We start from the raw sequence: 24,729 nt of genomic DNA, 5'->3' as shown, positions 1-24,729 counted from the left end.
ACCCCCAAAGATGAGCACTGAACATGTTCAAAGATGCGTCTCGGTCCCAATTGGTTCCACATCGTGCCCGGTTGAACGGCATGCGGGTCGATGAAGCGGCGGACCGCCGCATGGAAGAACGCCCGGCGCGGGGAGGGGGGGACAAGGATGGCGAGGCACCCTGATCCGCGAAACCGAGGCGGCCCAGGTGACGGTCACCGATCTCCTGGCTCACCGGAGCTACTCCCTCGACCCCTGGGGCAGTTTCCAGAGGGGTGCTGGAAGGGATGTGGGGGAAGGGCCCGGCGCGGAGGCGGTGTGATCGCGGTCAGGGCCGTCGAGCCAGTCGGAAAGGCCGGACACGACCCGCCATGCGCCCCAGGCGGCGAGCCCGAGCAGCGGGCCGATGGTCAGAGCGTGTGGCTCGCTCGACGGTCTACTTGGTGTCGGCGGTGACCGTCAACTCGTGCCGGTGGTCGGCGAGGAGGGCGAGCAGCTTCCACTCGAACTCCTCGGATACGCCTTCGATGCCGATCTTCATGAGGCCTTCCGACGGATTCTTACCCAGTTCTCCGGGGTCTACGTGGCGAGTGTGGGCCGCCGCCCCGCTCTGTCTAGACCTCGGAAAATCTGGCCGAAATACTGCACGTCTTTGGGTGACTGGTGGCACGGGGCGTCTCGGCTCGGAGGCACGATCGAGGAGTACAGCGGGCAGGTGCCGCCCTGTGCACGCACTACCGGGGTTGCGAGGCGCTGTCACTTTGGGCCGAAGCGAGCGTGATCGTCACCTGATCGTGCACGGGCGCCGGGGGAATCTGGCCGAACCTTTGCCTAGGCCCGTGTTTGCTGGCCGCGCCGTCTTGAGTGTGTTCCTTGTCGTTCGCCAGTCGATCTTCCGACCTGCCTGCCGGCTCCGCAACGAACAAAGCCCGTACGGGGTTCTTGTCCTTCATCAACAGCAGACTGGATATCCCAGGGGCCGGCCCCCCTGGACGGGCCTCAGCATGGGGGGCTCCTCGCCCCCCAGACCCCCTCGCCAGGCGCTTGGGCGCCCTGGACCCGCTCCCCCTCACGCCCTGCCCCAGCTCCCTGACGGCGCTGGTGCACCCCTCGGGCGCAGGGCGCCCTCACTGGGCACGAGGGCCTGAACGAAGGGTGGTTGATGCCTTCCATGGCTGAGGAGGGGGTCGCCACGAAGTAAATGACCTGCGGGTCAACTTCAGGTACCGGTCCTTGGCCGAGGTGTGAGAAGGCTTGTCCAGAGGTAGACCCGTAGCTCCGCCCGGGGGTTCCTTCTGGGCTCGGCCGGCACGCCGGGCGCCGGCCGCATGCTGATGGGCGCTGCAGATCGTGGAGTCGACGTTCACGTCCCATGTGATCAGACCGGCGGCGTCCGCACGGGCCTGCAGCCTGGTCAGGACCGCTGACCAGACACCACCGCGCTGCCACCGACGAAAGAGTCCGTAGACCGTCTGCCACGGACCGTACTGGGGAGGCAGATCCCGCCATGGAGCACCCGTCCGCACCCGCCAACGAATCCCGTCGATCAATCGCCGCCGGCCCAGCGACGGCCTACCCACCACCGCGACCGGCAACAACGGCCCCAGCACTGCCCACTGCTCATCCGAAAGATCTCCCCGCCCCACATGGCGATCATTGCAATGCAGGGCAGGGAACGAAGCCAGCTTTCAAAACACGGCCTAGGCCGACATCGACTCGGACGGACAGTGGCTCCCACACATCGCGTGCGGGTGTTCCCGGCTGTAGGGGCCGCCCCAGCCGCTTCGTGGCGGCCCGCGCCGTCTCACCGTTTGCCAGAGCGTCACGTGTTGTGCATCCCGAGGAGGACGACGAGGCCCACGACCCTGCTGGCGAGGGCGATGTCGAGGTCCGGGCGAGACCGAAGGCTGTGGCGTCGCGCGGCGGAGCCGCAGGGGGTTCCGTCTCGTGCGACCCGGCCACCGGGCCCGGTTTCCCGCGGCAGCACCTCGTGCACCGGAGCAGCGCAGCAAAAGTTGCAACGCAGCTATTCTTAAAACAGCGATTATTACGCTCTATGTGTAACAAATGCTGCGCCGTGCCGGCCCGCGTCGTTGTCGGTGGCTGCTGACAAGATCACCAGCATGAGTTTCGTACGCACTACTCCGCCGCGGCCTGTCGAGGTGACAGCTGTCTTCCCTGAGTTGGCGCCGCTGGCACGCCCGGCGATACGGCTGCATCCGCGTCAGGGCTCGCCGTCGGTCAGGGACAGCTCGGTCGGCGGACCGTTGCTGTGGCCGGCAGGAGAGTCGTGGCCGCACTGTGAAGACACCCACCTGCATGTGGATACCGGATTCCGCGAGTCGCCGACCGAAGTGCGGCTCCGCCGGACCTTGTCTTCTCGGTGGAGCCCTGACGGCCCGGCTCCCACGCTCACACCTGAAGAGGAAGCGCTCAAGGAGCGCTATGCCGTGCGGCTCGCCGAACGGCTCGAAGCCGGCCCTCCCGCCCCCGCGGAGTGCCCCGTGCCGATGTTGCCCGTCGCGCAGTTGTACCTGCGCGACGTACCCCTGTTGCGGCCGCCCGGGCAAGCCGATCTGCTTCAGATCCTCTGGTGCCCGTACGAACACGACCCGTATTGCAAGCCGGCGACCGCACTGTTCTGGCGGTCCGCCGAAGAGGTCGGCGACGTCCTCGCCGCACCGCCCGAACCCTACGAGGCGGACTATCCGGGGTACGTGCCGGAGCCGTGCCTGCTGGCGCCAGAAGCGATCACCGAGTACCCCAACAGCCTGGACCTGAGCCCGGAACTGCAGCAGATGCTGGAAGACCGGAACAGGTGGCAGGCGGCCGGCGCCGCCATGGACAGCTCCTACGCGGAGTACCCGGGCGACTTCTACTCCATCCACCTGGCCGACGCACCTGGCTGGAAGGTCGGCGGCTGGCCCCCGTGGGGCCGCACCGATCCCAATCCTCGGTACTGCACCGTGTGCGAGGCACAGATGATCCCCCTCCTGACAATCGCCTCGTTCGAGTCGAACGGCGACGAAAGCCTCACCTGGGTGCCAGAAGAAGACCACGCCGCCGCCAGCTCTCGCTACGCGCATCGGGACGTCTCGCAGCCGACCCAGGTGGAAGTGGGCAGTACCGACAACATGCAGATCTACGTCTGCCCGACCTCCCCCGAGCATCCGCACACCGACCTGATCCAATGAACTGTCCCAGCGCGCCGTGACACCCAACCTGCTTCGCGCGCTGCTGGTGACAAGCAGCGCGCTGACCGGGTGACAACCGCGGTGCTTGCTCGCTGGATGCCGCAGGCCAGTGGAGGCCGACGGTGACAGCTATCGTGCTTCGGCTCACGGTGTTACTGAGCACTACAGATAGTGGATGAGCGCTAGATCTGGCGACTGTCGGCGGGGCTGGATGAGACTGAGCCCGCTATCTGACGGCTACGGGTGGTCCAATGCGGTACGGGCTTGTGTCTCGAACTCGCGGATCCGCTCCCAAGTCATGTCGGACAGTTCAGCTGCGTCGGTCGGACTGTCGGCGAGAACCGACCGTACGGAGCGAGAGACTGCAAGGGGGTGCTGAGGTGGATACACCCCGGCCACGCATGCCCAGGCCGTCATAGTGCGCACCGACTTGTGGGCGGCGTGGGCCACACTTTCCGGACCTTCCACCAGGACCAGCGCCAGTGCCTTGCTTAGGGATGGCCGCAACTCGTCGACTCGCCTATACAGGGCTGCTGCTTCCGGGCTGGGGTGGTTGCTGGGGACTCCACCATGCGCTTGGACGGCGGCGATGGCCTCGCCACAATCCACGGCGGCCTCCACGAACGCTGCGTACGCCTGCCGCCGCCCATCTCGGCGCCAGTGCTCGTGCTGTGAGCGGCGTTGCATGGTGCCACTCAACCGTGCAGCGCCGAGTGCACCCAGCGTGCCTGTGCATGTACCGACTATTGCTGCGAGAGCAGCCACGGTCCCTGGTTCCACGTTCCCTCCTCATAGGACGGCTCCTGGCTCTATGCGACGAAGGCAGCCGCCCCGTAGTTGCAGGTACGGCCTGAGTACGTCAACTGGCGAGGCCCGCCATCTGGAGTGCTCAGTCACACCGGCGTCGTGAGCCAAAGCACGGTAGTTGTCACATAGGCAGGCTGGTTGTCACCGACGGTGTGTGGGCGGTTGAGCCGGAGCGCGACAGGTCGCAACTGTGGTCGTCCGTGTCCGGCCTCCCAGTTCTGGTTCTCCTGGGTCGGCCTCTGCGGGCTCGGGGAAGCGTCGATGTCGGTGGGCTCTGCCACGGTGTGCGTCGTGGATGAACTGGTGGAGCGTGTCGACGATCACGATCGTGTGCTGGGGATGGTGGTCAGCCGCCGGCAGGCCATCCAGGAGGGTTGGCTGCACCGAGTTGCCGTGACGGTGTGTCGTGATGAGCGTGGACGGATCCTCGTCCACCGACGGTCGGAGCAGGTGTCGCGCTTCCCCGGGCACTATGAGGTCGAGGTCGGGGGCGCCGCAAACATCGGCGAGTCCTATGAACAGGCCGCCGCGAGGGAGCTGGCCGAAGAGCTGGGCATCCGTGCGCTGCCGCGCCTGCTGTTCACGTTCATCAACCGCAGCGGCTTGAGCCCTCACTGGCTCGGCGTCAACGAAGCCGTGGTGCCGGACGCCGTGGTCCCCGATCCCGATGAGGTCGCCTGGCATGGCTGGCTGACCGAGCCGGAGCTGCGGTCGGCCCTGCTGGAGTGGCGCTTCACCCCCGACAGTCACGAAGCCTTCAGCCGGTATCTGGCGTTCCGGACCGCGCGGCCCTGACCTTGCGCGCCTTCCCGTCGTCTTCGTCTGCCCGCTCCACAAGGTGTTCCTGCAACACCTCTGCCCCCGCTGCCGCAAACCGGTCAACTTCAGCAGCAGGGCACAGCTGTTCCCTCGTCCCGTGCTCGGCCTGCCCCACCGGGAACGCCGCCGGCGCCTCGAAGTCCTCTTCGCGGCCCGGGCCTGACGGCTCCGTGGACGCTGTGCCCGATGACCGCCGACCCCGCCAAGGCGCGGGAGTTGCTGGACGACTGGACCGACGTGTCAGGCGTCGAAGGTCTGGTGATCAAGGGGATGAGCCGGCGGTACCGGCCGGGCGCGCGCGCCTGGACCAAGATCAGACGCCGCGGCATCACAGAGGCGATCATCGGCGCCATCACCGGCACCCTCACCCGCCCCCAGCTCCTGATCCTCGGCCGCCACGACCAGAGCGGCCGCCTCCACGGCATCGGCCGCACCGTCCCCTTGCGCCCGGACGCCGCCCGCCTCGTCGCCGAACATCTCACCCCCGCCGACCCGGGACACCCCTGGACGGGGGTGCGGTTCGCCTCGACCTGGGGATCGGTGACAGAGCCGGCGCGCCCCTGGCCGCGCCCGGCCCTCGCGTGGGCGCCGGACACCAGCGGTGACGCTCTCCCCTTGACCACCGAATGTCCGGGTCTTTTGTCATTAATCACCCGGTTTTGTCAGGGACTTTAGGGACTGATTTTTCCCATTGGCGCGCCCAGTCGATGCCGAGGCCGGGTCAGGTGCTCGCGCTGCTCGACGTCCTCACTGTGGGGCCTTACCCCGGGCGTGATGTCGCCCGGCGCCCTCTCGGTCGCTCTGCGGGGCCTGCGGGCTTCGGCGGTCGCTCAACGGTCGAGCCGCGTACCCCTGCCTGTACCGGGCCGGCTCGCCGTCGAGTCGGCGGGGCGGGCCGTGGCGGGCGGAAGAATCGTTCTGAGGCATGGTTTCCGCGTGTGCGTGCGAAGAATCGTGCGGAACGGCTGTTACGGAACTTGCTGCTCCGGTTGGGTGACGGGCGGATGGGTGCGCCCGGTGGTGCGCTCCGGGCGCACTGCTCGACTGGGCGGTGTGTGCTCTGGGTGGGTGTAGCGGTCAGTGAATGTCAGGGCCACGCTCGCGCGCACTGTGTGTACTACGCAGGCGTGTGTGACGGGAATGTCCGGGGTGGGTAACCGGCCTCGTCGGGGGCTGTGGTCGGCGCCGTGTCGGGTCGAGAGTTCGGGTCCTCGGCCCACCACGGGCCGGTCACCGCACCGGTACAGCACTCGTATCGGCGGGTGCAGCAACGTTCTTGAGGGGTCACCGTATGTCTGCTTCGTCGACCGCCCGTCGTGTCGCCGCGACCGTCCTCGCCGCCGGCGCCACCGTCTCCGCCGCCGCTCTGCCCGCCACCGCGGCGGATCGGGGGCACGATCGGCACCCGCGGGTGGAGATCTCCCGGGTCCAGGCCGACGCTCCCGGTCGTGACGACCGGTCCAACCGTTCCCTGAACGGCGAGTGGGTCGAGATCCGCAACACCACCCGCCAGCCGGTCAACCTGCGCGGCTGGACGCTGCGCGACGCCGACGGCAACCGCTACCGCTTCAACGACGTCCGCATCGGCGGTCGCGCCACGATCCGCATCCACACCGGATCCGGCCGCGACTCCCGCACCGACCTCTTCCAGGGCAAGCGCGACCACGTCTGGGACAACCGCTCCGACACCGCCACCCTGCGCGACGACCGCAACCGGACCGTCGACACCGAGTCCTGGGGCCGCCGCCGCTAATCCGCACCCCGGCCCGCCGCCCGTGAACGGACGGCAGCCGAAGTCGTGATGATCGTGTGCCGGGCAGTCCGCCAGCCGCCCGGCACACACCCATGTCCAGCGCCGGTCACCATTCTGTTGACCTCTTTCGGGGGCTGGCACGCCCACGGCTGACCGGCGGTCCCCGGCCCTGTCCGGCGGGATGGCGGCGGGGGTGCTGTCTTTCCGGTGTTGAGAGTGCCGAAGGGGTGAGGACGGGCCACCGTGGTGCCGACCTCGGAAGGACACAGATCATGAACAAGATCGTTTGGTACACCCCGCTCGGTGTGGACGGGTACGCGAAGCCGTTCCCCAGCTCCGAGCCGACCGGCTCCGTGGTCGCCGTGCGGCTGCCCGGCGGGCGCGTGGTGCGGCTCGAACTGACGGAAACCCCCTGACCGACGCCCCGCACGCGGGCACCTACGCCGCGGAGCCGGCCGACTACCTGTAGGTCGCCCGAGGGGGGAAGCGGGGGGGGGGGCCCCCCGCGGGGGGGGCCCCCCCCCCCGGGGGGGGGGGCCGGGGGGGGGGGGCGGGGGGGGCCCCCCCCGGGGGGGCCCCCCCCCCGCTTCCGTGTGTCCGGGGCTGGCTCGTCTCCCCCGCAGGGGTGATTCTCGTCCTCGCGTACGCGTGGGCGGCTTGTGCGGTGTGCCCCCAACGTGCCCTGAAAGTCAATCGTTCGTCCGGTGACCGCGCCTGTCCCGGGCGTGTCCTTGTTCGAGGGCCGTTCTTCGATCTACACGGGTGGTACGGCGTCGAACATCATCGTCACGGCGCCGGTGTAGTCGCCCGGCCGGAAGTTCGTCCCCCTTGCGGTGATCTTGAGCGCGGCCCGTCCTTCGCGACCGGAGACGCCTCCGAAGGCCGCTTCGCCGGACCGTCACCGCCTGGGCCAGGTCGTTCCACCGTGGCCACCGCCGCTAACGGCGACAACGGCCCGCTGCCCGTGAACGGGCGGCAGCCGAAACCGTAGTGATCGTGTGCCGGGCGGCCCCACAGCCGCCCGGCACATGCCTGTGCCTCGCTCGTCGCGCGGGTCGGTGGCCAAGGGCCTGCGTCAGGCCCCGACGGGACGACGTTGCCGACTGCGTCGCAGGCGGGCATGAAACGGCTGTCGAGTGCGGGGCGAAGTTGGTCGTGTTCCTGGTTGGTGGGGGAACGTGTCTGGGCCCCGACCTGGGGGAGTAGGTCGGGGCCCAGCGGGCGCAGCGGCCGAGGCCGTGCGCGGGTCAGTGGCGGAAGGTGTCCTTGACGTCTTCCTTCGGGTGAACACCGGCCCCCGGCAGGCGTGCCTGGGTAGCAGTCAGGGGCCCTGGGGAAGGATGGCGAGTTGGACAGAATGCACCGCTTTGAAGGGATCTCGTCATGAACCGTCGAATCGCCACGGTCTTTGCCGCACTGGTGCTCGCTGCCGGCACACTGGGCGGTGCTGCCACCGTGTCACCGGCCTACGCGGCGGACTTGAAGTGCGGTGACTGGCCCGGAGACTTCGGCTCGGAGAGGGCGACGGACGGATCTGAGTTCCTCATCGGCGAGGCACAGGAGAAGACGCTCTACAACTGCAAGAGCCCTGGCGACGAGCCGACGGTGAAGATGCGCTGCAACAAGGTCATCTTCGGCAAAGAAGAGGGCATGGACTTCTGCGGGCGGTGACCGCCAGGCCCCCGCACCCGGACCGCCCTGCCCACCCGCCGCGTCCTTAAGCGGCGGGCGTCTCCCGGGGCCAGCAGGCTGGTAACGCCCGCGATGGCCTCCGCCGAAGGCTCGGCCTCGACTTACTCCTCGGTGGGCTCCTCGGGGGTGGCGGTTACGGGCTCGAAGCGCCAAGCGACGTTCGTCGAGTTTTCGGTCCGCATACTCCGCAGAACGCCGTCATCGCTCAGCGGCTCCCCCTCCCTGCCGAAGATGAGGACCCCTTCCTCGGTCTTTTCGATCCTCCAAACGGCGGGGGAATCCTCCTGGCAGGGCAGCACGGGCACCGAGTCGTCTTCGCCGGACGCTGTAAGGCACCACGGGTCCTTGTCGCTGTCGGTGATCCGCACGAGGCCGTCGCCCACGTTGGTGCTCTTCCACGACACCATCGGCCACTGCGGGCAGGGCTCCAGGAGCACCACCTCCCCGGTGGAGACATGGCTGCCCCCTGTGTATAGGCATTGCTGCCCCGAGGGGGCGCCGTGGGGTAGGTGGCGCGGATGATGTGGTACGTCCCATCGGCCAGCGGGAAGGCGGCCTACGGGACCAACGGAACAGCCACGAACCGCTCCGGGTACCATGATCGTTTCCTGCATCGGCGCCCTCCACATCCTGAGCCCCGCGATCCGCTCTCTAGGTCCTGTCCGAGGCCGGGGCGGTGGCTGGCTGCCTGCGGTCCGCATGGCGGTGCGGCGATCGGACGAGGGTGAGCCTGTGGACCTGGCCTGGTTCGTGAAGGAGCGCGACGAGCGGCGTGCCCGTCGGGAAGCGTGGCTCGACGCGCACGGCCTGGCCCTCGACGGCGACCGCCTCGTGCCGCGGGGCGAGCCGTCGTGAAGTCACCCGCGCGGCGCGGTACCTCGTCACTTGTACGTCTTGCTGCCCGGGTCGTCTCGGTCGAGCAGGAAGACGTGAACCACGGCCGTGATCATGAGAGCCCAGACCGCCACGGCGAACCAGCCATTCACCTTGGGCTGGACGATGGCGAAGCCCAGAACGGTGGCGCTGCAGGCCGTGTAGGCGCCGGCGATCCACCAGCTGACGACGCCCCGGTACGCGGCGACGATGAACGGGAGACACGCCAGGAGGGACATGCTCAACAGCGGTACCGGCGCCCACGCGTAGCGGTGCCAGGGCCGGCTGAACATCCGCGGCCGGGCCGGTTGGGCGAAGTGCGGGTTCGGGGCAGTCGACATGCCCGCAAGGATGTCGGCAGGGCCGTGACGCTGTCCGGGGAACGTGAGATCCGACGCCATCACTTCGGCTTCCTCTCCGGGCAGCACCAAAGTTCGAACGGCAGGCCGTACCCGTCCTGATGGACGATGACGGTGTCCCGCCACACGCGGTCATCGGCGAGCTCGGTACCGCAGGCGATGCAGTACCGGCCCTGGATCTGTTCCCAGGACAGAGCGGCAACGCCCGGTACGGGCACATCCTGGCAGCGAGCCGGCGCGGCGGGTAGGCCGCGCTGCTCCCTGCACGGCGCGCATGCGTACAGGGGCTTGGGCGGGCCAGAACTTGACTCGCCCCACTGGACTACCAGCGCGGTCCCCGAGGGCCCGTTGTGCCAGTTGCACCAGCCTCCGGCGAGGGCGGGAAACTCCACCGAACTGGCCTGCTGTTCCGTCGTCATGGCCACACGGTAGGAACGGGCGCGGGTCACAGTCGGCCGGTTGCGCCCGATTGCGAGAGCGGGCCCGCAGGTGCAGCCGGGTTGCTCACGCCACGTCGAGGGCGCCTCGAGCACGGCTGAGGAGACACTGTGCCGGCGGCCCGTAGACGGCCGATCCGGCGAACCAGGACCAGGCTCGTTCGTAGAGCTGGATCGACTCCTCGTCGTCGAGCCACATCTCGGTGCTGATCGTCTCCACGATGACCAAGCGCCGGTCGTAGATCCAGAAGCCGTGCGACGGTGCTCGGCGCAGGTCAGCGGTAAGCGGGACCACACCGAGTTCCACGGTGTCCAGGCCCACCAGGCCGATGAGCCGGTCCATCTGCGCGGCGTGCACGGCGAGCGGTGTCGTACGCGCGTACAGGGCTCCCTCCCACAACAGGAACCTGAAGCTCTTGCCCGGGGTGTAGAGGGCTTCCTGACGGCGGATGCGCGCCCGTACCGCATCCTCGACGTCGCGCGGTGTCTGGCGGAACTCCGAGTTCGCGGTGAAGGTGTGCCGAGCGTAGTCGGGCGTCTGGAACAGGCCAGGGATCCGAACCATTTCCACGCCGCGGATCATTTGCGTTGACTCGGTCTCGGTGATGGCCTGCTCCTGCCGCGCGCGGTGACCGGAAGCCAGCTGCCGACGCCACGACCGGTAGTGCAGTTCGATGCCCGCGAGACGTCCTTTCAACTCGCCTGCGACGCCCGGTTGCCCTGTTGCGGCGGCCCACGCTTCCAGGTCCGCGAGGGTGGGAGTCTGCTTGCCGGTCTGCACTCGGCTCACCTTGCTTCGGTGCCAGCCGAGAAGCTCGGCGAGGCCCTTGCCGTCGTGGCCGGCCTCGACGCGCAGCTCCTTGAGCCGGGCGCCGAGGGCCTCACGGCCACGCTGGAAGTCGGTCGTCACGCAGAAGAACGTACCCGGGCCGCGAAGTCCACTGTGAGGATCGCGTGGTGCCAAGCAGCATCCCGAGCCTGGCAGGCGGCGGCGATGTCGACGGGATCCTCGCTGAGGACCACACCCAGCGTGCTGTCATCCTCGGCGAACACGAACCGGGCCAGGAGTCGGGAGTCGAATAGCCAGAAGTCCCAGTCAGGAAGTCCGAGGCGCTCGGCCTGGGAACGGGGAAGGTTGCGGATGTCCTCACCTGCGGCGACGTTGCCCAGACCGGAGGCCAGAAGGAACGCCTGCCCGTCGGTCAGCGGCTCATCGACGAGCCGGACCCGCTCGAACCGGCGCCCCTCGGCGGTCGCCGCGGCCACGTTCTCTCGCCATGCGTCGAGGGGCTCGGCGGCAATGTCCGCGCCGGCCTTCCACCGTTCCCACTTGGGGCTTCGGCGGTCGGTCGCGTAGCCGCGGCGGGTCTCCAGTCGCCAGGCGGTGTGCTTGAACTCGCGGAACATGTGACTGATCTCGGAGAACGGGATCATCTCGCGGGGCTCGGCGCGCGGAGCGAACCGGGTCAGGAGGTCTCGGGGGACGGTCACGAACGTCTCGGACGACTTCACGTGGCGGAGCTGGGCGAGTTGCTCGGGATCGGCGACCCGGTCCCCTTGTACGAGGATGTCGGCGGTCCCTTCGACCTCGTACAGCGTGGGGCAGTCACCATCGTCGCTGGTGGTGCCGATGAACCTCAGGGTCATGGAGTGCTCCGTCCCGGTTGGCTGGAAGGTTCAGGATTGCGGGAGAGCCACTCTGGTGGAGGCTGGTTGCGCGAGATTGTGCGTGTGGCCAGCAGGCGGACGTGTTGCGCGCAACGAGCGTCTCGGCACCGGCCGCGAACGCAGGATGGGGCCCTGCGGCAGTCTTCCCGCAGGGCCCCATCGGTTGTGCTGTCAGGGCGTGGCGCTCTGCTCGGGGCAGTCGACCGGCTCGCCCGGAATGGTGATGTGGACGGGCGGCTGCGGCAGCCCCGTGACCGGGTGCGTGACCTCCGCTACCGGACGCGTGCAGTGGACGCAGGACGATATCGGGCGTGCTCCGTCGTGCGGCATTGGAATCCTCCTGGTTGTTGATGTCGCTACCAGTGGATCGGTGCAGATCGCCGGCACAAAGCCTGACAAGGATTCTTGGCGTGTCGCGAAAGACCGTGCCGTAAGTGCCAGGAGGGCCCCGCATTGGACGGGCAGGGCCCTCGACTGTAGTTCGGGGGCTCGCGTGTTCAACACATGGTGAGCCCACGCTTCAGAACCTCGTCCATGCTGATCTTCAGGCCGTGCCCGAGGTTCGGATCCTCCGCCCAGATCCTGTCCGGGAAGGGATAGCCGCGGGTCTGCGCGGAGCCGTTGATGCCCCACTCGGTACCGGCGTACTCGAAGGTGACGAAGAGCCCCTCCCTGCATTCCAGCGTTCCGCTGGGGATGGTGAACGGCCACTTCGTGAACTCGCCAGCAACGACGTACTCGCTCGAAGGCAGTGGCCCCCCTGAGTCATCGCTCGCCTGCTGGGACTGCTTGCCGGGGGTGGGCTCGGGGTGAGGTGACCCCCGGAGTGCGGACACAGAGGTTCATGCTGCGAGTGAGAGTTTAGCTGTCTTGTGGTGCTGCTGTTCGAACTCGATCGGGGAGAGGTAGCCCAGCGCGCTGTGGCGTCGGCGGGCATTGTAGTAGACGAGCCACTCGAAGATCTCCAGCCTCGCCTGACGGAACGTCGAGAACAGCTTCCCGTGCATCGTTTCTCGCTTCAGGCCCTGCCAGAAACTCTCGGCCAGGGCGTTGTCATAGCTCGAGCCGACCCTGCTCATGCTCCTGCGAACGCTGTACCGGTCGTAGACCTGCGCGAACGCGGCCGACGTATATTGCGATCCGTGGTCCGCGTGGAAGATCACTCCCGCGACCTCACCTTCGCCGGCCGCGACCGCAGACTGGAGCGCCTCGATGACGAGCCCGGCGCGCATGTGCGGGGCCATCGAGTAGCCGAGCACCCGGCGCGAGCGAATGTCGATCACGCAGGCGAGGTAAAGCCAGGCTGCTCCGACCTGCACGTATGTGATGTCACCGCACCACTTCTCGTCCAGAGCGCCGGCGGTGAAGTCCCGCTGGACCAGGCCCGCCACCGGTGGCGCGAGCCGGTCCGAAACCGTGGTGCGCTTCTTCCTGCGCAGGTGACGGCCGACGATGCCGTGCTTGCGCATCAGCCTGGCCACCCGCTCGCGGTTGACCGTGTGGCCGAAGCCTCGCAGTTCGGCATGGACGCGAAGCGCGCCGTAGTTCCCGCGGTGTTCGGCATGGATTTCACGGATCCCCTCGACCAGGGCATCCTCGGCAGCCTGCCGTTCCGCCCTCGCCTGGGCGCCGGCAATCCGCCGGTAGTAGCCCGAGCGGGAGACTTCCAGCACCCGGCATATCCGCTTGATGCCGAACGTGTCGGCGTGGGCGGAGACAAAGTCCCAAGCGGCGGTCTTCACTTCATCTCCCGGGCGAAATACGCCGCTGCCCGGCGCAGGATCTCCCGCTCGAGCTGCCATTCCTTCTCCGCCTTGGTCAGCCGGGCGTTCTCCGCACGCAGTCGGGTCAGCTCGACCTCGGTGTCCTGTGACGTTCCGGCGCCGGCCGGCGATGCGTCGGCATCACGCACCCAGGTCCGCAAAGTCTCGGGGTTGACATTCAGATCGGCCGCGACGTCCCGATACGTCCGCCTGCCCGCCGAGGCCCGCCACAACGCGATCGCGTCGGACCGGAACTCCGCACCGTACTTCGAGGGCCTTGCCACGTGGATCTACACCTTCCAGGATCAACAAGATCCATTGTCAGGCGTGTCCACACCACAGAGATCACCTCAATCGCGCGGCAGCCCCGACCCGCGTACAGCTGTCGCGTCTGCGAGCCCTTCCAAGGCGTAGAACCACTACACGTGGGCAAAATTTGGCCGATTCCAATTCATGCACTCAAGAAGTACCTGGTCGGCAGCCCTAAATTCGATCGACACTCTTGGGCGGTGGCCAAAACTGAGCACATACAACCGCGCCGCGCCGCACCGGCATAGCTCCGTGACCAGCTGGTACGCCAAGATCAAAAAACCCAGAAACTGGCGGGGTGTACATCTTCCTGCGGCTTGACTATCGTCACTCCCGCCCCATAGGCGCGCACCCGTCGCGCTTGCTGCGGGACCGAGGGCAGCGCATTACAGAGATAGCCACAGATTCGAGGCGTGAATTATCCATGGAACCGCTAGGGCTATCGATTGGCCAGCAAGCGTTATGGACCCTCTATAACTTGGCCCCAGACACATCATGCTACAACGTCATAGTGGCTTCGACCATTGACGGCGACTTAGATGTGGGGGCATTGAAAAGAGCAGTTTCACTTCTGCTTGAACGGCATGAAATGCTGCGCAGCACCTTTTCTGAATTTGAATCTGAAACGCGTCGCTTCGTGGGCCCAGGATCCGCCGGGCAACTAAAAGTCCATCTTATGCGGGATGCCGACACCCAGGACGTCCGAGCAGAGGCCCAAAGGATCGGATCGCTGCCATTTGACTTGCGAAACGAAGGTCCTTTCAGGTCAGCCCTCCTGGTAAGGAATTCGCGGCGAGCTGTATTAGTAGTAGCTGCACATCACATCGTATGCGATCTGTACTCCTTCAGCCTTATATGGCGGGACATATTCAGGATATATTCCGAACTTAAGGGAAGTCATCCCGGACTCGGGGAGAAGTCAGGCGGCAAATATGAAGGCTTTGTCCACAGCGAGGACCAGAGGTTGCCCCTGCTGCGATCCTCCCGGGAGTATTGGCTGAATCTGTGCTCTGGTGTGGACACGACCGTCAACTTCCCAACCGATAAACCGCGACCACCAAAGCAGAGTTTCCGCGGCCGAACCCATGTGGCGCACATTCCGGCCGACAAAGTAGTGAGAATTCGTGCTGCCGCACGAACAGTAAATGTGCTCCCTTTCAGATATTTAGCATCTGCTTTTGAAGTCCTGATCCACAAGTACACAGGAGAAACAGACTTCCTTCTTGGCTGCCCAACGACACCTCGCTTGCCGAAGGACATGAGGGACACTGTGGGGTATTTTGTCAATCCCATCGTCCTGCGGGCACGAATCAAGCCCGGTGCTACTTTTCGAGAGATCTCGGCGGATACGAACGCCCAGCTGGCAGAATCCCTATCGCATCGAGATTACCCCTTCCCGCTGCTCGTAAAAGACCTGGGCGCGGGAGGCGATCTAAGCCACTCTCCCGTTTTTCAAATAGCATTCAGCATGCAGAGCACGAGAGCCTTCGGGCAGCTTGCAGATGCGCTGGCAGATAGTGAGAGGAGTGGACGAAGTGTTTCGCAAGACGGTCTTCGCATATCCGCATTTGACGTAACGAAAGAAGAAGGTCAATTCGATCTCGCCGTCGTAGTGATTCAAACTAGTACCTCAATGCGAGTCGAGTTCCGCTATTCCACAGATTTATTTGAACATGTGACCATCGAACGTCTCAGCGATCACTACTTCCGACTGATAGATCAGATAATTGAAAACCCCGAGGCACCCATCGAAGAACTCACGTTGGTGGATGCTCACGAACAGCAAGTTTTGAAGCGATTTGGTGACGGTGGCAGAAAAGAGTTAGCAAGCATCTCGGTCTGCGATCTGATAGCAAACCATGTCTTCGAGGCACCCCAATCAGTGGCTGTAACAAGTACAGAAAAAAACTGGACCTATAGCTACCTTCACGAGGCCTCTGGAAAGATAGCCAGTTCCTTGTACTCCAGAGGCGTTCGCCGGGGAGATCACGTTGCCGTCATGATGCAACGTTCACCCGAGATGGTGGCCACTCTTCTTGCAGTGCTCAGAAGCGGAGCGGTCTATCTCCCTTTGGATCCCAAAACCCCCATCCGCAGGCTACGCTTCATGCTTGAAGACTCCAAAACATCATTACTGTGCACGACGCAGAACCTTGCCTCTGTATGGGAAGGCTTGGAGAACGAAATTGAGATTCTCCAGTCGGATCGGCTAGACGTCGAGAGTCCGGATCTATCCAACCAAGTGCTAGATTCCGCCATGCCGCAAGATGCTGCATACGTCATCTACACGTCCGGATCAACGGGTATGCCTAAAGGCGTTACGATAGAACACGCAGGGTTACTAAACCTCGCACAATGGCAAATAGATTTCTTCCGCATCACGCATACATCTGCTGTACTGCAGTTTGCATCGGCATCATTTGACGCCTCGATATGGGAGATAATAGGAGCTTTGGCGGCCGGGGCGAGAATCTTCATACCCTCACCTAGCATCCAGCTGAGCGGGGACGAACTACAGGCATCAATAGACGCCGGGTCAGTTAGCCACGCGCTCTTGCCTCCTTCGGTGCTGGCAACCCTTGATCCGGCAGAAAGTCCCACGCTAACTGACGTGGTCGTGGGTGGTGAAGTCTTTCCCGATCATCTAGCGAATCGGTGGATTGATCGAGTTCGCTTGTATAACGCCTACGGCCCGTCAGAGACAACAGTCTGCGCTGCAGCTCATCAGCTCACCGGCCGCGGAGGCACCGTTCCAATCGGTAGGCCTCTCCCTAACCACCTTCTTGAGGTTCGTGACAAGGCCGGCAACCTCGTACCAGTTGGTGTCAGAGGAGAACTGTATGTAGCCGGCATAGGTGTTGGGCGCGGCTACCTGAACCTTCCTGCTGTGACCCATGAGCGCTTCACATGCGACGCTTCCGGCAATAGGACTTACAAGACAGGTGATATTGTACGGTGGAATTCTGCAGGAGCCCTCGAATACATCGGACGCGAGGACGGACAGCTAAAGGTTCGAGGAAACCGAGTTGAACTAGGCGAAGTGGAATCGGTTCTCAACAAGCATCCACTGGTTGCCGACGCGGTTGCACGTGTGGTGGGAGCTGGCACTAACGCTCGTATTTTAGGATACGTGATACCGGAAACCCAGTCGAATCCTCCCCTAAAACTCGACATTCGAAACCATGTAATCCAATGGCTACCGCGTTACATGGTTCCCTCCTCCGTTCTCGTGCTTGATGCGTTTCCTCGAACGCAAAGCGGCAAGATCGATTACGAAACTCTGCCATTGACAGCAGAACGCGCTCCGTTTGCCCCACCCTCAACGCGCACAGAGAAGGTTCTCTGCTCAATATGGGCCGACGTGCTCGATTTGGGAAAGGTTGGGATCCACGACGACTTCTTTGACCTGGGAGGAAACTCGCTGGCAGCGGCGAGCGTCAAGGCGAGATTTATCAAACGTTCAGGCGTCGACATACCCCTTGCCGCCTTTTTTGAACGGGCCACCATTTCGAAACTATCCGCCTTCATTGACAGCGGTGAGTTTACAAGGTCGCAAGCACGGGATGAGATTCGCGACGAGCCTAAACCCGGCGGGACCGACGAGGCAGCAGGTAGGTCTCAACCCCAAAAGGTCCCGTTGTCGACAAGTCAAGAGAAACTGTGGAAACAACACCAGAGGACTCCTGGCAGTCCGTCAAATAACTATGTCCTTGCAATGCGGCTTGAGGGGCAATTAATCCTCAGGGCTTTAAGGGAAGCCTTCAACAAATTGGTCACACGTCATGCAACCCTGCGCACCTGCTACGCCGCGGACAGTGGTGCACCATATCAAGTTATCAAAGAGGATTCGCATGTCTTCTTTGACTTTGAAGACTTGAGTGAGCTGCATGAAGAGTTCCAATGCCAGAAGATACAAAGGCTGGCACATGCTGCCTCTGCCACACAATTTGACCTAGCTGGCGGAAACTTGTTTAAGGTTCTGCTGTTAAGAATGGGTCTTGATGATCACACCCTGATCCTTACGGGACACAGGATCATCGGAGACGGTCCTTCTTCTCGCGCGGCTCTCTTACGTGATCTGAGCGAGTATTACGCTGCCTTGGCCGAGAACAGGGAGGCAGACCTTCCTCCACTGAGCGTTCAGTACACCGACTACGCCTACATGCAGCGGAATACCTTTACCGTTGCTAGAGAACTGGCGCTCACCTCGTTCCAGCGTGAGTACCTTAGAAATGCGCCGAGAACTGTTCATATTGCTGGTGGTTCTAACGTAGCGGGTGCTCGGAACTACCGCGGTGGCTTCTTCGAATTCACGCTTCAAGGCCCCCTACTGGAGCAACTGAAGAGGGTCGCAAGGGAAGGTTCGGCGACGCTATACATGACTCTCCTTTCTATATATGGGGTGCTGCTCTCCAAGTATTCAGGTGAAGAGTATATTGTCATCGGTTCACCTGTAGCAATTCACGAGGACATCAAATTCGAGAAAATAGTTGGTCCCTCCGTAAGTCTACTTCCAATGCAGCTTAGGGTCTTCAAGGGTGTTTCTTTCTCAGAATTGCTAGCCGAAACTCGGCGATCAGTGGTGAAGTCGTTGTCTCATAGGGACCTATCTATCCCGGCAGTTGGTGAGCCAGATTTCACCTACCCATACGGCGCTTCACCTGTGATGCCTGCACAGTTCTTGTTTGCGTTGCACAGAAAAAATGCTGCAGAGCTGCAGCTTGGTGGCGTGAGAGTGACAAGTGTTTCGCTGGATAGTTCGACTGCAAAATTCGACCTGTCGATGCATTTAGAGGAACAACCAAATGCAGTTGTCTGCCGACTGCAGTACAGCCGCGCCAAGCTCTCGTCGGAGATTGCGAGTGAGATGGCCAGTGCTTTCTGCCAGCTTGCGCAAAATTTGACTAAGAATCCGCACGTCCCGATCGTGTAATCTAATCCAAGTCAACTATGGGGATGATCAGGATATGATAAAGAAGACGTTTCGCTCAGAGTGGTTTGGTGGCTTTGAGTACTCTTGGGAGGATAACTACATTTCGGAATTTAATCCGGCGGATTTCGCTGATCGGGCAACTGAGTCCGGATTGATTCGCGACCCTGCCGAGAACTACATGCCTTTTCCGCTGAAAGTGAACATCGACACTACCTATTTCTGCAATAAGGATTGCATCTATTGTCACTCTAATTCCAGCCCATCGCGCTATGCGGAAATGGTTAATGAGATAAGCGTAGGTGATATATGCCAGATAATTGACGATTGTGAAAGGATGGGGGTTCTACAGGTGGCACTAACGGGAGGGGAGGCGCTACTGAAACCTGGGATATGGGAAGCCCTTGAAACCGTCGGCGGCAAGAAGGGGATGTTTTCCAGCCTCATATCCAACGGGACTGGGATGACCGCTAAACGTGTAAGCAGAATCCAAAACAGTGGAGTCAGTCGTGTGAGCGTCAGTCTCGACGGGTTCTCGGGCGCTAACGATCTACATCGGTGGAAGGGAGCGTATGGGCAAACTGTCAAAGGTATTCAGCTTCTCCTGGAGGGCGGGGTGCAAGTCGGTGTAATCAGTGTAATCACTAAACACAACTTCAGGGATTTTAAGTCTTTCGTTGGGGTTCTCTATGAAATGGGAGTGAGGAATCACAGCGTCTTGACACTTGGTAACGTAGGCCGTGCGAAGAAAAACTGGATGGGGATTAGTCATGGACAGTTCGTTGAGTTTTCGGAGATGATGACATCGCTGCGCGCCGAAATGGCCGAGCGGGGCTACCTCCTCACCTTCAACGATGCATTGTTAGCGCGCGGTGATAAACCGGACCGGCTTTCCATCTATTCTTTTACGGACGCGGTTCCTGGGTGGAAGTGTGTTGTACGACCTACAGGAGTAATCGAGAACGACAGAGTATGGGGTGTTGGATTCCCGCTGGGGAATGTGCGGACGGAATCCTTCTACGATATATGGACTGGCTCCGAGGGGAAACGTTCGGCGCAGCTCAAACAAACATACGACGCGCTGCGTGAGAATCGGCTGCTCGATGTTTACGCTCGCGTAAGTTCCGACTCGCAGTACACCTGGGATTGGTTGTCGGCCCTTGATAACTATTATCCGTCGCGCCTCAACTCAAATGGTATCTAGTGTCATGAAGATCCTCGTCACTGGTGGAGCAGGTTTCATAGGGTCACAGTTCGTCCGTGCATCACTATTGGGTGAACTAATTTCCTCTCCCGACGTTCAGATCACGGTACTAGACAAGCTGACCTACGCTGGGAACATCTCGAATCTTGACTCTGTTGCACATCATCCTGGCCTGACTTTTGTACGCGGGGACATCACGGATGTTCACCTCGTGGATGCACTGGTTCCTGGGCATGACGTATTAGTAAATTTCGCTGCAGAAACTCATGTGGACCGATCTCTTCTCGGCGCATATGAATTCGTAGCTACCAATGTCCTCGGCACACAGACACTGCTGGACAGCTGCCGCAAACACGGGGTCGGCCGTTTCGTGCAGGTCTCCACCGACGAGGTGTACGGCTCGATCGAGCAGGGTTCGTGGGCGGAGAATCAACCGCTTGCCCCCAACTCGCCCTACGCTGCCAGCAAAGCGGGCTCTGATATGTTGGCGCTAGCACAGGCTCGCAGTCACGGAATGGACGTGGTGGTCACCCGCTGCTCGAACAACTACGGTCCTTATCAATTCCCTGAGAAGTTGATCCCTCTATTTATCACGCGGCTCATGGAGGGGCGCACGGTTCAGCTCTACGGTGAGGGCAACAACGTCCGGGACTGGCTGCACGTATCAGATCACTGTGTAGGAATAGACCTGGTTTTGCACCACGGGTGTGCTGGCGAGGTCTACCACATTGGTGGCGGTACGGAGATGACGAATATCGAATTAACGGGTCGGATGCTCGATGCCTACGGGGTGGGCTGGGACAGGGTCGAATACGTCTCTGACCGCGCAGGGCACGACATGCGGTATTCCCTGGACTATGCACGGATTTGTGATGAGCTCGGCTACATGCCTTCGATTCCGTTCGAGAAGGGGCTCGTCGACACTCTTGACTGGTATCAAGAGAACCGTGATTGGTGGAGCCCGCTCCGCGGCAGTGGGGACTTCTCACAATGACGCGCTGGTTAGTCACTGGGGCGGGCGGGATGCTCGGCCAGGACGTAATGGCGGCTCTGCAGAAGGCTGGGGAGGTCGAATTCACGGCCCTCGGGCATGGAGACTTGGACATCACCGACGCTGACCGGGTACACCACATGGTGGAAGGACACCATGTGGTGGTCAACGCGGCGGCATGGACCGACGTGGAAGGGGCTGAGATTGACGAGTCCTCGGCCTTTGCCGTAAACGCCACCGGAGTGGGCCATCTTGCTGCTGCCTGTTCCCGCCACAATTCTCGGTTGGTGCATGTTTCCACGGACTATGTGTTCTCTGGGGAGAGCACGGTCCCCTGGTCCGAGGATGACTACCCTGTGCCGGTCAATGCATACGGTCGCACCAAGCTTGCGGGTGAACAGGTGGTGAGCGAACTCTTGCGTGAGCTCGGGTACACGGTTCGCACCGCTTGGCTTTATGGGGCAAACGGCCCCAACTTCATTGCTTCCGTGCTTCGACTGGCAACGGATCATGACGAGTTGCAAGTCGTTGACGATCAGATTGGCCAGCCAACGTGGAGCGGCGCACTCGCGTCGCGGCTTGTCGCTCTAGGGCGGGCTGCACAGGCGGGGCATGCGCGTCCAGGTATCTACCATGGCACTGCCTCGGGCCAGACTAGCTGGTATAGGCTCGCTAGAGAGGCCTTTGCTCTAGCTGGCCTTGCCCCGGAACGGATCAGGCCGGTGAGCTCGGACCGATATCCTGCGCGAGCGCGGCGGCCAGCCTGGAGTGTTCTTGGGCATCGTGGCTGGATAAATGCTGGTATGCCCCCCCTTGCCCCCTGGAACTCAATGCTCACACAAGCCTTCGATGCAGGCGTTTTCGCCATAGAGCAGCGTGACGCTAAGAGCTCGTAACACGATCATGCGTCGGGCTTGTTGAGGCGTCGCCAGCAGATGAGGCTGCAGGCGAGGGAGACGAAGGCGTCGTGGAGTTCGGTGCGCCGTTCCCATCGGACGGCGAGTCGTTTGAACTGGTGGAGCAGGGCGAAGGTTTGCTCGACGACGTAGCGGAGCTTGCCCAGGCCCTTGATGTTCGGGGATCCCTTGCGGGAGATGACGGGCAGGATCCGGCGTTTACGCAGCTCATCACGGTTGGGGTTGGAGTCATAGGCCCTGTCGCCGAGCAGAGCGTCCGGGCGTCTGCGGGGCCGGCCTGGGCGGCCCGCCACTGGTGGGATGCCGTCGACCAGGGCGAGGGTCTGGGTGACGTCGTTGACGTTCGCCGCGGTCGTGATGACCTTGAGCGGGGTGCCGCGTCCGTCGCAGATCAGGTGGTGTTTGCTGCCTGTCTTCCGCCGGTCGACCGGCGACGGACCGGTGTCGGCGCCCCTTTTTTCGCCCGGATGTGTGAGCCGTCCACGCAAGCCCTGGACCAGTCGAGGCGGCTGGCCGCGTTCAGCTCGGCGAGGAGAATCCGGTGCAGCTGGTCGAAGACCCCGGCTGCCTGCCAACGCTCCAGTCTGCGCCAGCAGGTCTGTCCGGACCCGAATCCCATCTCAGGCGGCAGGAGTTGCCACGCGATGTCGTTGCAGAGGACGTACAAGATGCCCTGCAGGCACAGCCGGTCAGCTACAGGTCGAGGCCCTGGTGACCTCGTCGGCCAGGGCGGCAACAGCGGCTCGATACGTGCCCACAAGTCGTCATCCACAGTCCACGGCCGAATACTCACACCACCACAACAGCCGAATCCTCACACCGGTCACGCCCGACCAGGACATCTCACCAAGATCCTGTTACGAGCTCTAAGGCCCGATTTCCTCACCGCCACCTGACAGACGAACAGCAACACTAAAAAGACTTGAGGTGTTGTCAGGTTGCAGTCGAGCGGCCACCGAGGTCTCAACAGCTGCTCTCAGCTGATCGAGATTACCTAGGAGTCGGCTTCCCATCGAGCCAGTCTGCCCGTATCATATATTAAATGCGCGGAATCATACTTGCAGGTGGCGCGGGATCGCGACTGTGGCCCGCAACAATGGCGGTCTCGAAACAGCTCATCCCTGTCTTTGATAAGCCAATGATCTACTATCCGCTCTCCACGTTATTACTGTCCGGAGTGAGGGAGGTGTTGATCATCACCACTCCATCAGACCAGGGAAATTTCCAACAACTCCTCGGCGACGGACAACAGTTCGGAATTAGTATTGACTATGCTACTCAAGAGCGTCCTGACGGTCTGGCCCAGGCATTTCTGATCGGGGAGAAGTTCATAGGTGACGGGCCGGTGGCCCTGGCGCTTGGTGACAATATCTTCCACGGGGCCGACCTCATGCGTAGGCTGACAGACGCCGCGGCGGCGCCCTGCGGTGGACATATTTTTGCGTGTCCCGTGTCGAATCCTCGCGCGTACGCCGTTGTTGAATTTGACGGAGAGGGCGAGGTGGTTGCATTGACAGAAAAGCCCCATCACACCAAATCTCGCTATGCTGTTCCGGGTTTATATTTTTATGATAACCAAGTCATCGATATTGCCCGCTCGCTCACGCCGAGCCCGCGCGGCGAGCTGGAGATCACAGATGTGAATCTCGCCTACATGGAGCGCGGTGAACTTGAGGTCACGGTGCTCGATCGGGGCACTGCATGGCTGGACACAGGCACATTCAATTCGCTCGTCCATGCGTCAGAGTTTGTCCGGGTCATAGAAGAGCGCCAAGGCCTCAAGATCGGCTGTGTGGAAGAAGTGGTCTGGCGCCTCGGTCTGATCGATGATTCCCAACTGGCTCGCCTTGCTGAGCCGTTGGTCAGCAGTGGTTACGGAGACTACTTGCTGGGGCTGCTCGACGGTGGACGAGTGGAGAGCGCGTGAAAATAACGGAGCTCATGGTTCCCGGCGCCCTTCGAGTGGTCCCCCGCCAGCACACGGATGCGCGCGGCGCCTTCTTAGAGTGGTACCGACCCGACCTGCTTGCGGGCGTACTTGGCCATCGTATTCCGCCAATGGTTCAGGGTAACCTCTCGATGTCGGCGCGTGGGGTGGTACGAGGAATCCACTTCGCCGAAGTGCCGCGCGGGCAGGCGAAATACGTGACCTGTATGCAGGGCGCAGTGCTCGATGTTGTCGTCGACTTAAGGGTAGGTTCCCCCGCTTTCGGACGGTGGGAGGCCATAGAACTCGATGACGTCGAACGAGCTGCGGTCTATCTACCCGCAGGGCTCGGACACGGCTTCTGCGCGCTGACTGAGACCGCTACAGTCAGCTACCTGGTCTCTAACCCCTACGCGCCCGAGCGAGAGCATTCAGTGGACGCCTTCGATCCAGAACTGGGTATCGAGTGGCCAATCGAAGAGGCGCTGCAGTCGGAGCGCGACCGGGCGGCGCCATCGCTCGCTGGTTTGCTCGACCGAGGCCTACTGCCACGCTATGAAGATTGCCTTGAACTCATCAGATGAGAGTGACAAGTCCCAAGGACCGTGTCCTATGTGGTGAGTGGCCGTTGTCCTATCGATCATGGTGGGCGTGAGTTCGAGTGTGGTTGCCCGGCCGGGTGATCTTCTGAGGGTCTGGGCATGAAGGCAGAGCCTCCCGAACAGCTCGTGGGTGTCGAATCCATCCGAGCGTCAGGAGACCCTGGTGCCGCAGTCTTTCGTGCTGTCCGCCGCGTCGTCCAACTCGTCTTCCCGGTCGTGTGACTGCCTCGCCCACATGTACGGGAATGCGGGCGATCGTCCGGGCCGGGAGCCTCGGTATCCGTCGGACATGACGGACGCGGAATGGGCCGAGGTCCGTGCCGCTCTGCCGGTTCCGGGCTGGTTGGAGGGTCGGGGCGGGCAGTCGGAGGGTTATTGCCACCGGCAGATGGTCGACCAATACCGCTCAGTTAAGACGCCATTTCGTTTGGTGTGATCTTGCGGCAGTCTGGTGTGGTGACGACTGGGCTTGTGCAGCGGATGGTGCCGGACGGCTTGTGGGAGT

At 62.7% G+C, this 24,729-nt stretch carries 22 protein-coding genes; 13 read left to right on the top strand and 9 right to left on the bottom strand.

Annotated elements, in window-relative coordinates; all coding sequences use genetic code 11:
- Positions 1-1,106: 1,106 nt before the first annotated feature.
- Positions 1,107-1,625: an IS5 family transposase gene (locus tag ACFYW3_RS38735; protein WP_351753102.1), complete on the bottom strand. Its 519-nt coding sequence runs from the start codon at positions 1,623-1,625 to the stop codon at positions 1,107-1,109.
- A gap of 477 nt (positions 1,626-2,102) precedes the next feature.
- On the opposite strand from ACFYW3_RS38735, the gene ACFYW3_RS38730 reads away from it, so the two are divergent.
- The 6 genes from ACFYW3_RS38730 (at position 2,103) to ACFYW3_RS38705 (ending at position 8,223) form a co-directional block, all read left to right on the top strand.
- A complete protein-coding gene (locus tag ACFYW3_RS38730) occupies positions 2,103-3,173 on the top strand; it encodes a hypothetical protein (RefSeq protein WP_389388985.1) in 1,071 nt (356 codons plus the stop codon).
- Between the two features lie 1,068 nt (positions 3,174-4,241).
- Positions 4,242-4,775 carry an NUDIX hydrolase gene (locus ACFYW3_RS38725; protein ID WP_389388984.1) on the top strand — a complete coding sequence of 178 codons (534 nt, stop codon included), beginning with the start codon at positions 4,242-4,244 and terminating at the stop codon, positions 4,773-4,775.
- A 210-nt stretch (positions 4,776-4,985) separates the two neighbouring features.
- Positions 4,986-5,474: a hypothetical protein gene (locus tag ACFYW3_RS38720; RefSeq protein WP_389388983.1), complete on the top strand. Its 489-nt coding sequence runs from the start codon at positions 4,986-4,988 to the stop codon at positions 5,472-5,474.
- A 616-nt stretch (positions 5,475-6,090) separates the two neighbouring features.
- Positions 6,091-6,552, top strand: a complete 462-nt coding sequence (locus ACFYW3_RS38715; RefSeq protein WP_389388982.1) for a lamin tail domain-containing protein — start codon at positions 6,091-6,093, stop codon at positions 6,550-6,552.
- A 272-nt stretch (positions 6,553-6,824) separates the two neighbouring features.
- Complete coding sequence (locus ACFYW3_RS38710; RefSeq protein WP_389388981.1) at positions 6,825-6,968, top strand: hypothetical protein; 144 nt, start codon at positions 6,825-6,827, stop codon at positions 6,966-6,968.
- 967 nt (positions 6,969-7,935) lie between these two features.
- On the top strand, positions 7,936-8,223 hold the full coding sequence (locus tag ACFYW3_RS38705; RefSeq protein WP_389388980.1) for a hypothetical protein: 288 nt from the start codon (positions 7,936-7,938) through the stop codon (positions 8,221-8,223).
- A 122-nt stretch (positions 8,224-8,345) separates the two neighbouring features.
- On the opposite strand, the gene ACFYW3_RS38700 is transcribed toward ACFYW3_RS38705, so the two are convergent.
- Positions 8,346-8,684, bottom strand: coding sequence for a hypothetical protein (locus tag ACFYW3_RS38700; RefSeq protein WP_389388979.1), 339 nt, complete (start codon positions 8,682-8,684; stop codon positions 8,346-8,348).
- Between the two features lie 292 nt (positions 8,685-8,976).
- Between ACFYW3_RS38700 and ACFYW3_RS38695 the strand changes: the two genes are divergently transcribed.
- Complete coding sequence (locus ACFYW3_RS38695) at positions 8,977-9,099, top strand: hypothetical protein (protein ID WP_389388978.1); 123 nt, start codon at positions 8,977-8,979, stop codon at positions 9,097-9,099.
- A gap of 26 nt (positions 9,100-9,125) precedes the next feature.
- Here ACFYW3_RS38695 and ACFYW3_RS38690 read toward each other — a convergent pair whose 3' ends face one another.
- The 6 genes from ACFYW3_RS38690 to ACFYW3_RS38665 form a co-directional block, all read right to left on the bottom strand.
- Positions 9,126-9,458 carry a hypothetical protein gene (locus tag ACFYW3_RS38690; RefSeq protein ID WP_389388977.1) on the bottom strand — a complete coding sequence of 111 codons (333 nt, stop codon included), beginning with the start codon at positions 9,456-9,458 and terminating at the stop codon, positions 9,126-9,128.
- Positions 9,459-9,517: 59 nt separating this feature from the next.
- Positions 9,518-9,895 (bottom strand): hypothetical protein, encoded by a 378-nt coding sequence (locus tag ACFYW3_RS38685; RefSeq protein WP_384621259.1) that lies wholly within the window; start codon positions 9,893-9,895, stop codon positions 9,518-9,520.
- Positions 9,896-9,980: 85 nt separating this feature from the next.
- Positions 9,981-10,823: a helix-turn-helix domain-containing protein gene (locus ACFYW3_RS38680; protein ID WP_389388976.1), complete on the bottom strand. Its 843-nt coding sequence runs from the start codon at positions 10,821-10,823 to the stop codon at positions 9,981-9,983.
- Entirely contained in the window at positions 10,820-11,560 is a 741-nt protein-coding gene (locus ACFYW3_RS38675; protein ID WP_389388975.1) for a DUF6879 family protein, read from the bottom strand. Before ACFYW3_RS38675 ends, ACFYW3_RS38680 begins: the two co-directional genes overlap by 4 nt.
- A gap of 518 nt (positions 11,561-12,078) precedes the next feature.
- Positions 12,079-12,417, bottom strand: a complete 339-nt coding sequence (locus tag ACFYW3_RS38670; RefSeq protein WP_389388974.1) for a hypothetical protein — start codon at positions 12,415-12,417, stop codon at positions 12,079-12,081.
- A 6-nt stretch (positions 12,418-12,423) separates the two neighbouring features.
- Positions 12,424-13,628 (bottom strand): IS3 family transposase gene (locus tag ACFYW3_RS38665; protein WP_389388973.1). Its coding sequence is split into 2 segments (ribosomal slippage): positions 12,424-13,388 and positions 13,388-13,628, totalling 1,206 coding nucleotides; the frame shifts between segments, so codons are not numbered across the junction.
- Positions 13,629-14,077: 449 nt separating this feature from the next.
- Here ACFYW3_RS38665 and ACFYW3_RS38660 point away from each other — a divergent pair.
- From ACFYW3_RS38660 to rfbD, 4 genes are read left to right on the top strand one after another with little or no spacing between them, the layout of a single operon-like run.
- Positions 14,078-18,586 carry an amino acid adenylation domain-containing protein gene (locus ACFYW3_RS38660; protein ID WP_389388987.1) on the top strand — a complete coding sequence of 1,503 codons (4,509 nt, stop codon included), beginning with the start codon at positions 14,078-14,080 and terminating at the stop codon, positions 18,584-18,586.
- A gap of 34 nt (positions 18,587-18,620) precedes the next feature.
- Positions 18,621-19,787, top strand: coding sequence for a radical SAM protein (locus ACFYW3_RS38655; RefSeq protein WP_389388971.1), 1,167 nt, complete (start codon positions 18,621-18,623; stop codon positions 19,785-19,787).
- A gap of 4 nt (positions 19,788-19,791) precedes the next feature.
- Positions 19,792-20,781: a dTDP-glucose 4,6-dehydratase gene (gene rfbB / locus ACFYW3_RS38650; protein ID WP_389388970.1), complete on the top strand. Its 990-nt coding sequence runs from the start codon at positions 19,792-19,794 to the stop codon at positions 20,779-20,781.
- Positions 20,778-21,674: a dTDP-4-dehydrorhamnose reductase gene (gene rfbD, locus ACFYW3_RS38645; protein ID WP_389388969.1), complete on the top strand. Its 897-nt coding sequence runs from the start codon at positions 20,778-20,780 to the stop codon at positions 21,672-21,674. Before rfbB ends, rfbD begins: the two co-directional genes overlap by 4 nt.
- Before the next feature lie 5 nt (positions 21,675-21,679).
- Here rfbD and ACFYW3_RS38640 read toward each other — a convergent pair.
- A protein-coding gene (locus ACFYW3_RS38640) for an IS5 family transposase (protein WP_389388986.1) occupies positions 21,680-22,482 on the bottom strand; the annotation gives its coding sequence in 2 pieces (ribosomal slippage) (positions 21,680-22,168 and positions 22,171-22,482; 801 coding nt in all).
- 255 nt (positions 22,483-22,737) lie between these two features.
- Between ACFYW3_RS38640 and rfbA the strand changes: the two genes are divergently transcribed.
- Both rfbA and ACFYW3_RS38630 read left to right on the top strand, forming a co-directional pair.
- On the top strand, positions 22,738-23,622 hold the full coding sequence (rfbA, locus tag ACFYW3_RS38635) for a glucose-1-phosphate thymidylyltransferase RfbA (protein ID WP_389388968.1): 885 nt from the start codon (positions 22,738-22,740) through the stop codon (positions 23,620-23,622).
- Positions 23,619-24,206, top strand: coding sequence for a dTDP-4-dehydrorhamnose 3,5-epimerase family protein (locus ACFYW3_RS38630; protein ID WP_389388967.1), 588 nt, complete (start codon positions 23,619-23,621; stop codon positions 24,204-24,206). Before rfbA ends, ACFYW3_RS38630 begins: the two co-directional genes overlap by 4 nt.
- Positions 24,207-24,729 lie beyond the last annotated feature (523 nt).

The sequence above is a fragment of the Streptomyces sp. NPDC002602 genome (assembly GCF_042889445.1).
Lineage (GTDB): Bacteria > Actinomycetota > Actinomycetes > Streptomycetales > Streptomycetaceae > Streptomyces.
This window is presented reverse-complemented; position numbering and strand designations above follow the sequence as displayed.

Bases quoted from the DNA above. Each gene is read 5' to 3' on its own strand.
- ACFYW3_RS38730 (WP_389388985.1), top strand. From the start codon at position 2,103: ATGAGTTTCGTACGCACTACTCCGCCGCGGCCTGTCGAGGTGACAGCT.
- ACFYW3_RS38725 (WP_389388984.1), top strand. From the start codon at position 4,242: ATGTCGGTGGGCTCTGCCACGGTGTGCGTCGTGGATGAACTGGTGGAG.
- ACFYW3_RS38720 (WP_389388983.1), top strand. From the start codon at position 4,986: ATGACCGCCGACCCCGCCAAGGCGCGGGAGTTGCTGGACGACTGGACC.
- ACFYW3_RS38715 (WP_389388982.1), top strand. From the start codon at position 6,091: ATGTCTGCTTCGTCGACCGCCCGTCGTGTCGCCGCGACCGTCCTCGCC.
- ACFYW3_RS38710 (WP_389388981.1), top strand. From the start codon at position 6,825: ATGAACAAGATCGTTTGGTACACCCCGCTCGGTGTGGACGGGTACGCG.
- ACFYW3_RS38705 (WP_389388980.1), top strand. From the start codon at position 7,936: ATGAACCGTCGAATCGCCACGGTCTTTGCCGCACTGGTGCTCGCTGCC.
- ACFYW3_RS38690 (WP_389388977.1), bottom strand. From the start codon at position 9,458: ATGTCGACTGCCCCGAACCCGCACTTCGCCCAACCGGCCCGGCCGCGG.
- ACFYW3_RS38685 (WP_384621259.1), bottom strand. From the start codon at position 9,895: ATGACGACGGAACAGCAGGCCAGTTCGGTGGAGTTTCCCGCCCTCGCC.
- ACFYW3_RS38675 (WP_389388975.1), bottom strand. From the start codon at position 11,560: ATGACCCTGAGGTTCATCGGCACCACCAGCGACGATGGTGACTGCCCC.
- ACFYW3_RS38660 (WP_389388987.1), top strand. From the start codon at position 14,078: ATGGAACCGCTAGGGCTATCGATTGGCCAGCAAGCGTTATGGACCCTC.
- ACFYW3_RS38655 (WP_389388971.1), top strand. From the start codon at position 18,621: ATGATAAAGAAGACGTTTCGCTCAGAGTGGTTTGGTGGCTTTGAGTAC.
- rfbB (WP_389388970.1), top strand. From the start codon at position 19,792: ATGAAGATCCTCGTCACTGGTGGAGCAGGTTTCATAGGGTCACAGTTC.
- rfbD (WP_389388969.1), top strand. From the start codon at position 20,778: ATGACGCGCTGGTTAGTCACTGGGGCGGGCGGGATGCTCGGCCAGGAC.
- rfbA (WP_389388968.1), top strand. From the start codon at position 22,738: ATGCGCGGAATCATACTTGCAGGTGGCGCGGGATCGCGACTGTGGCCC.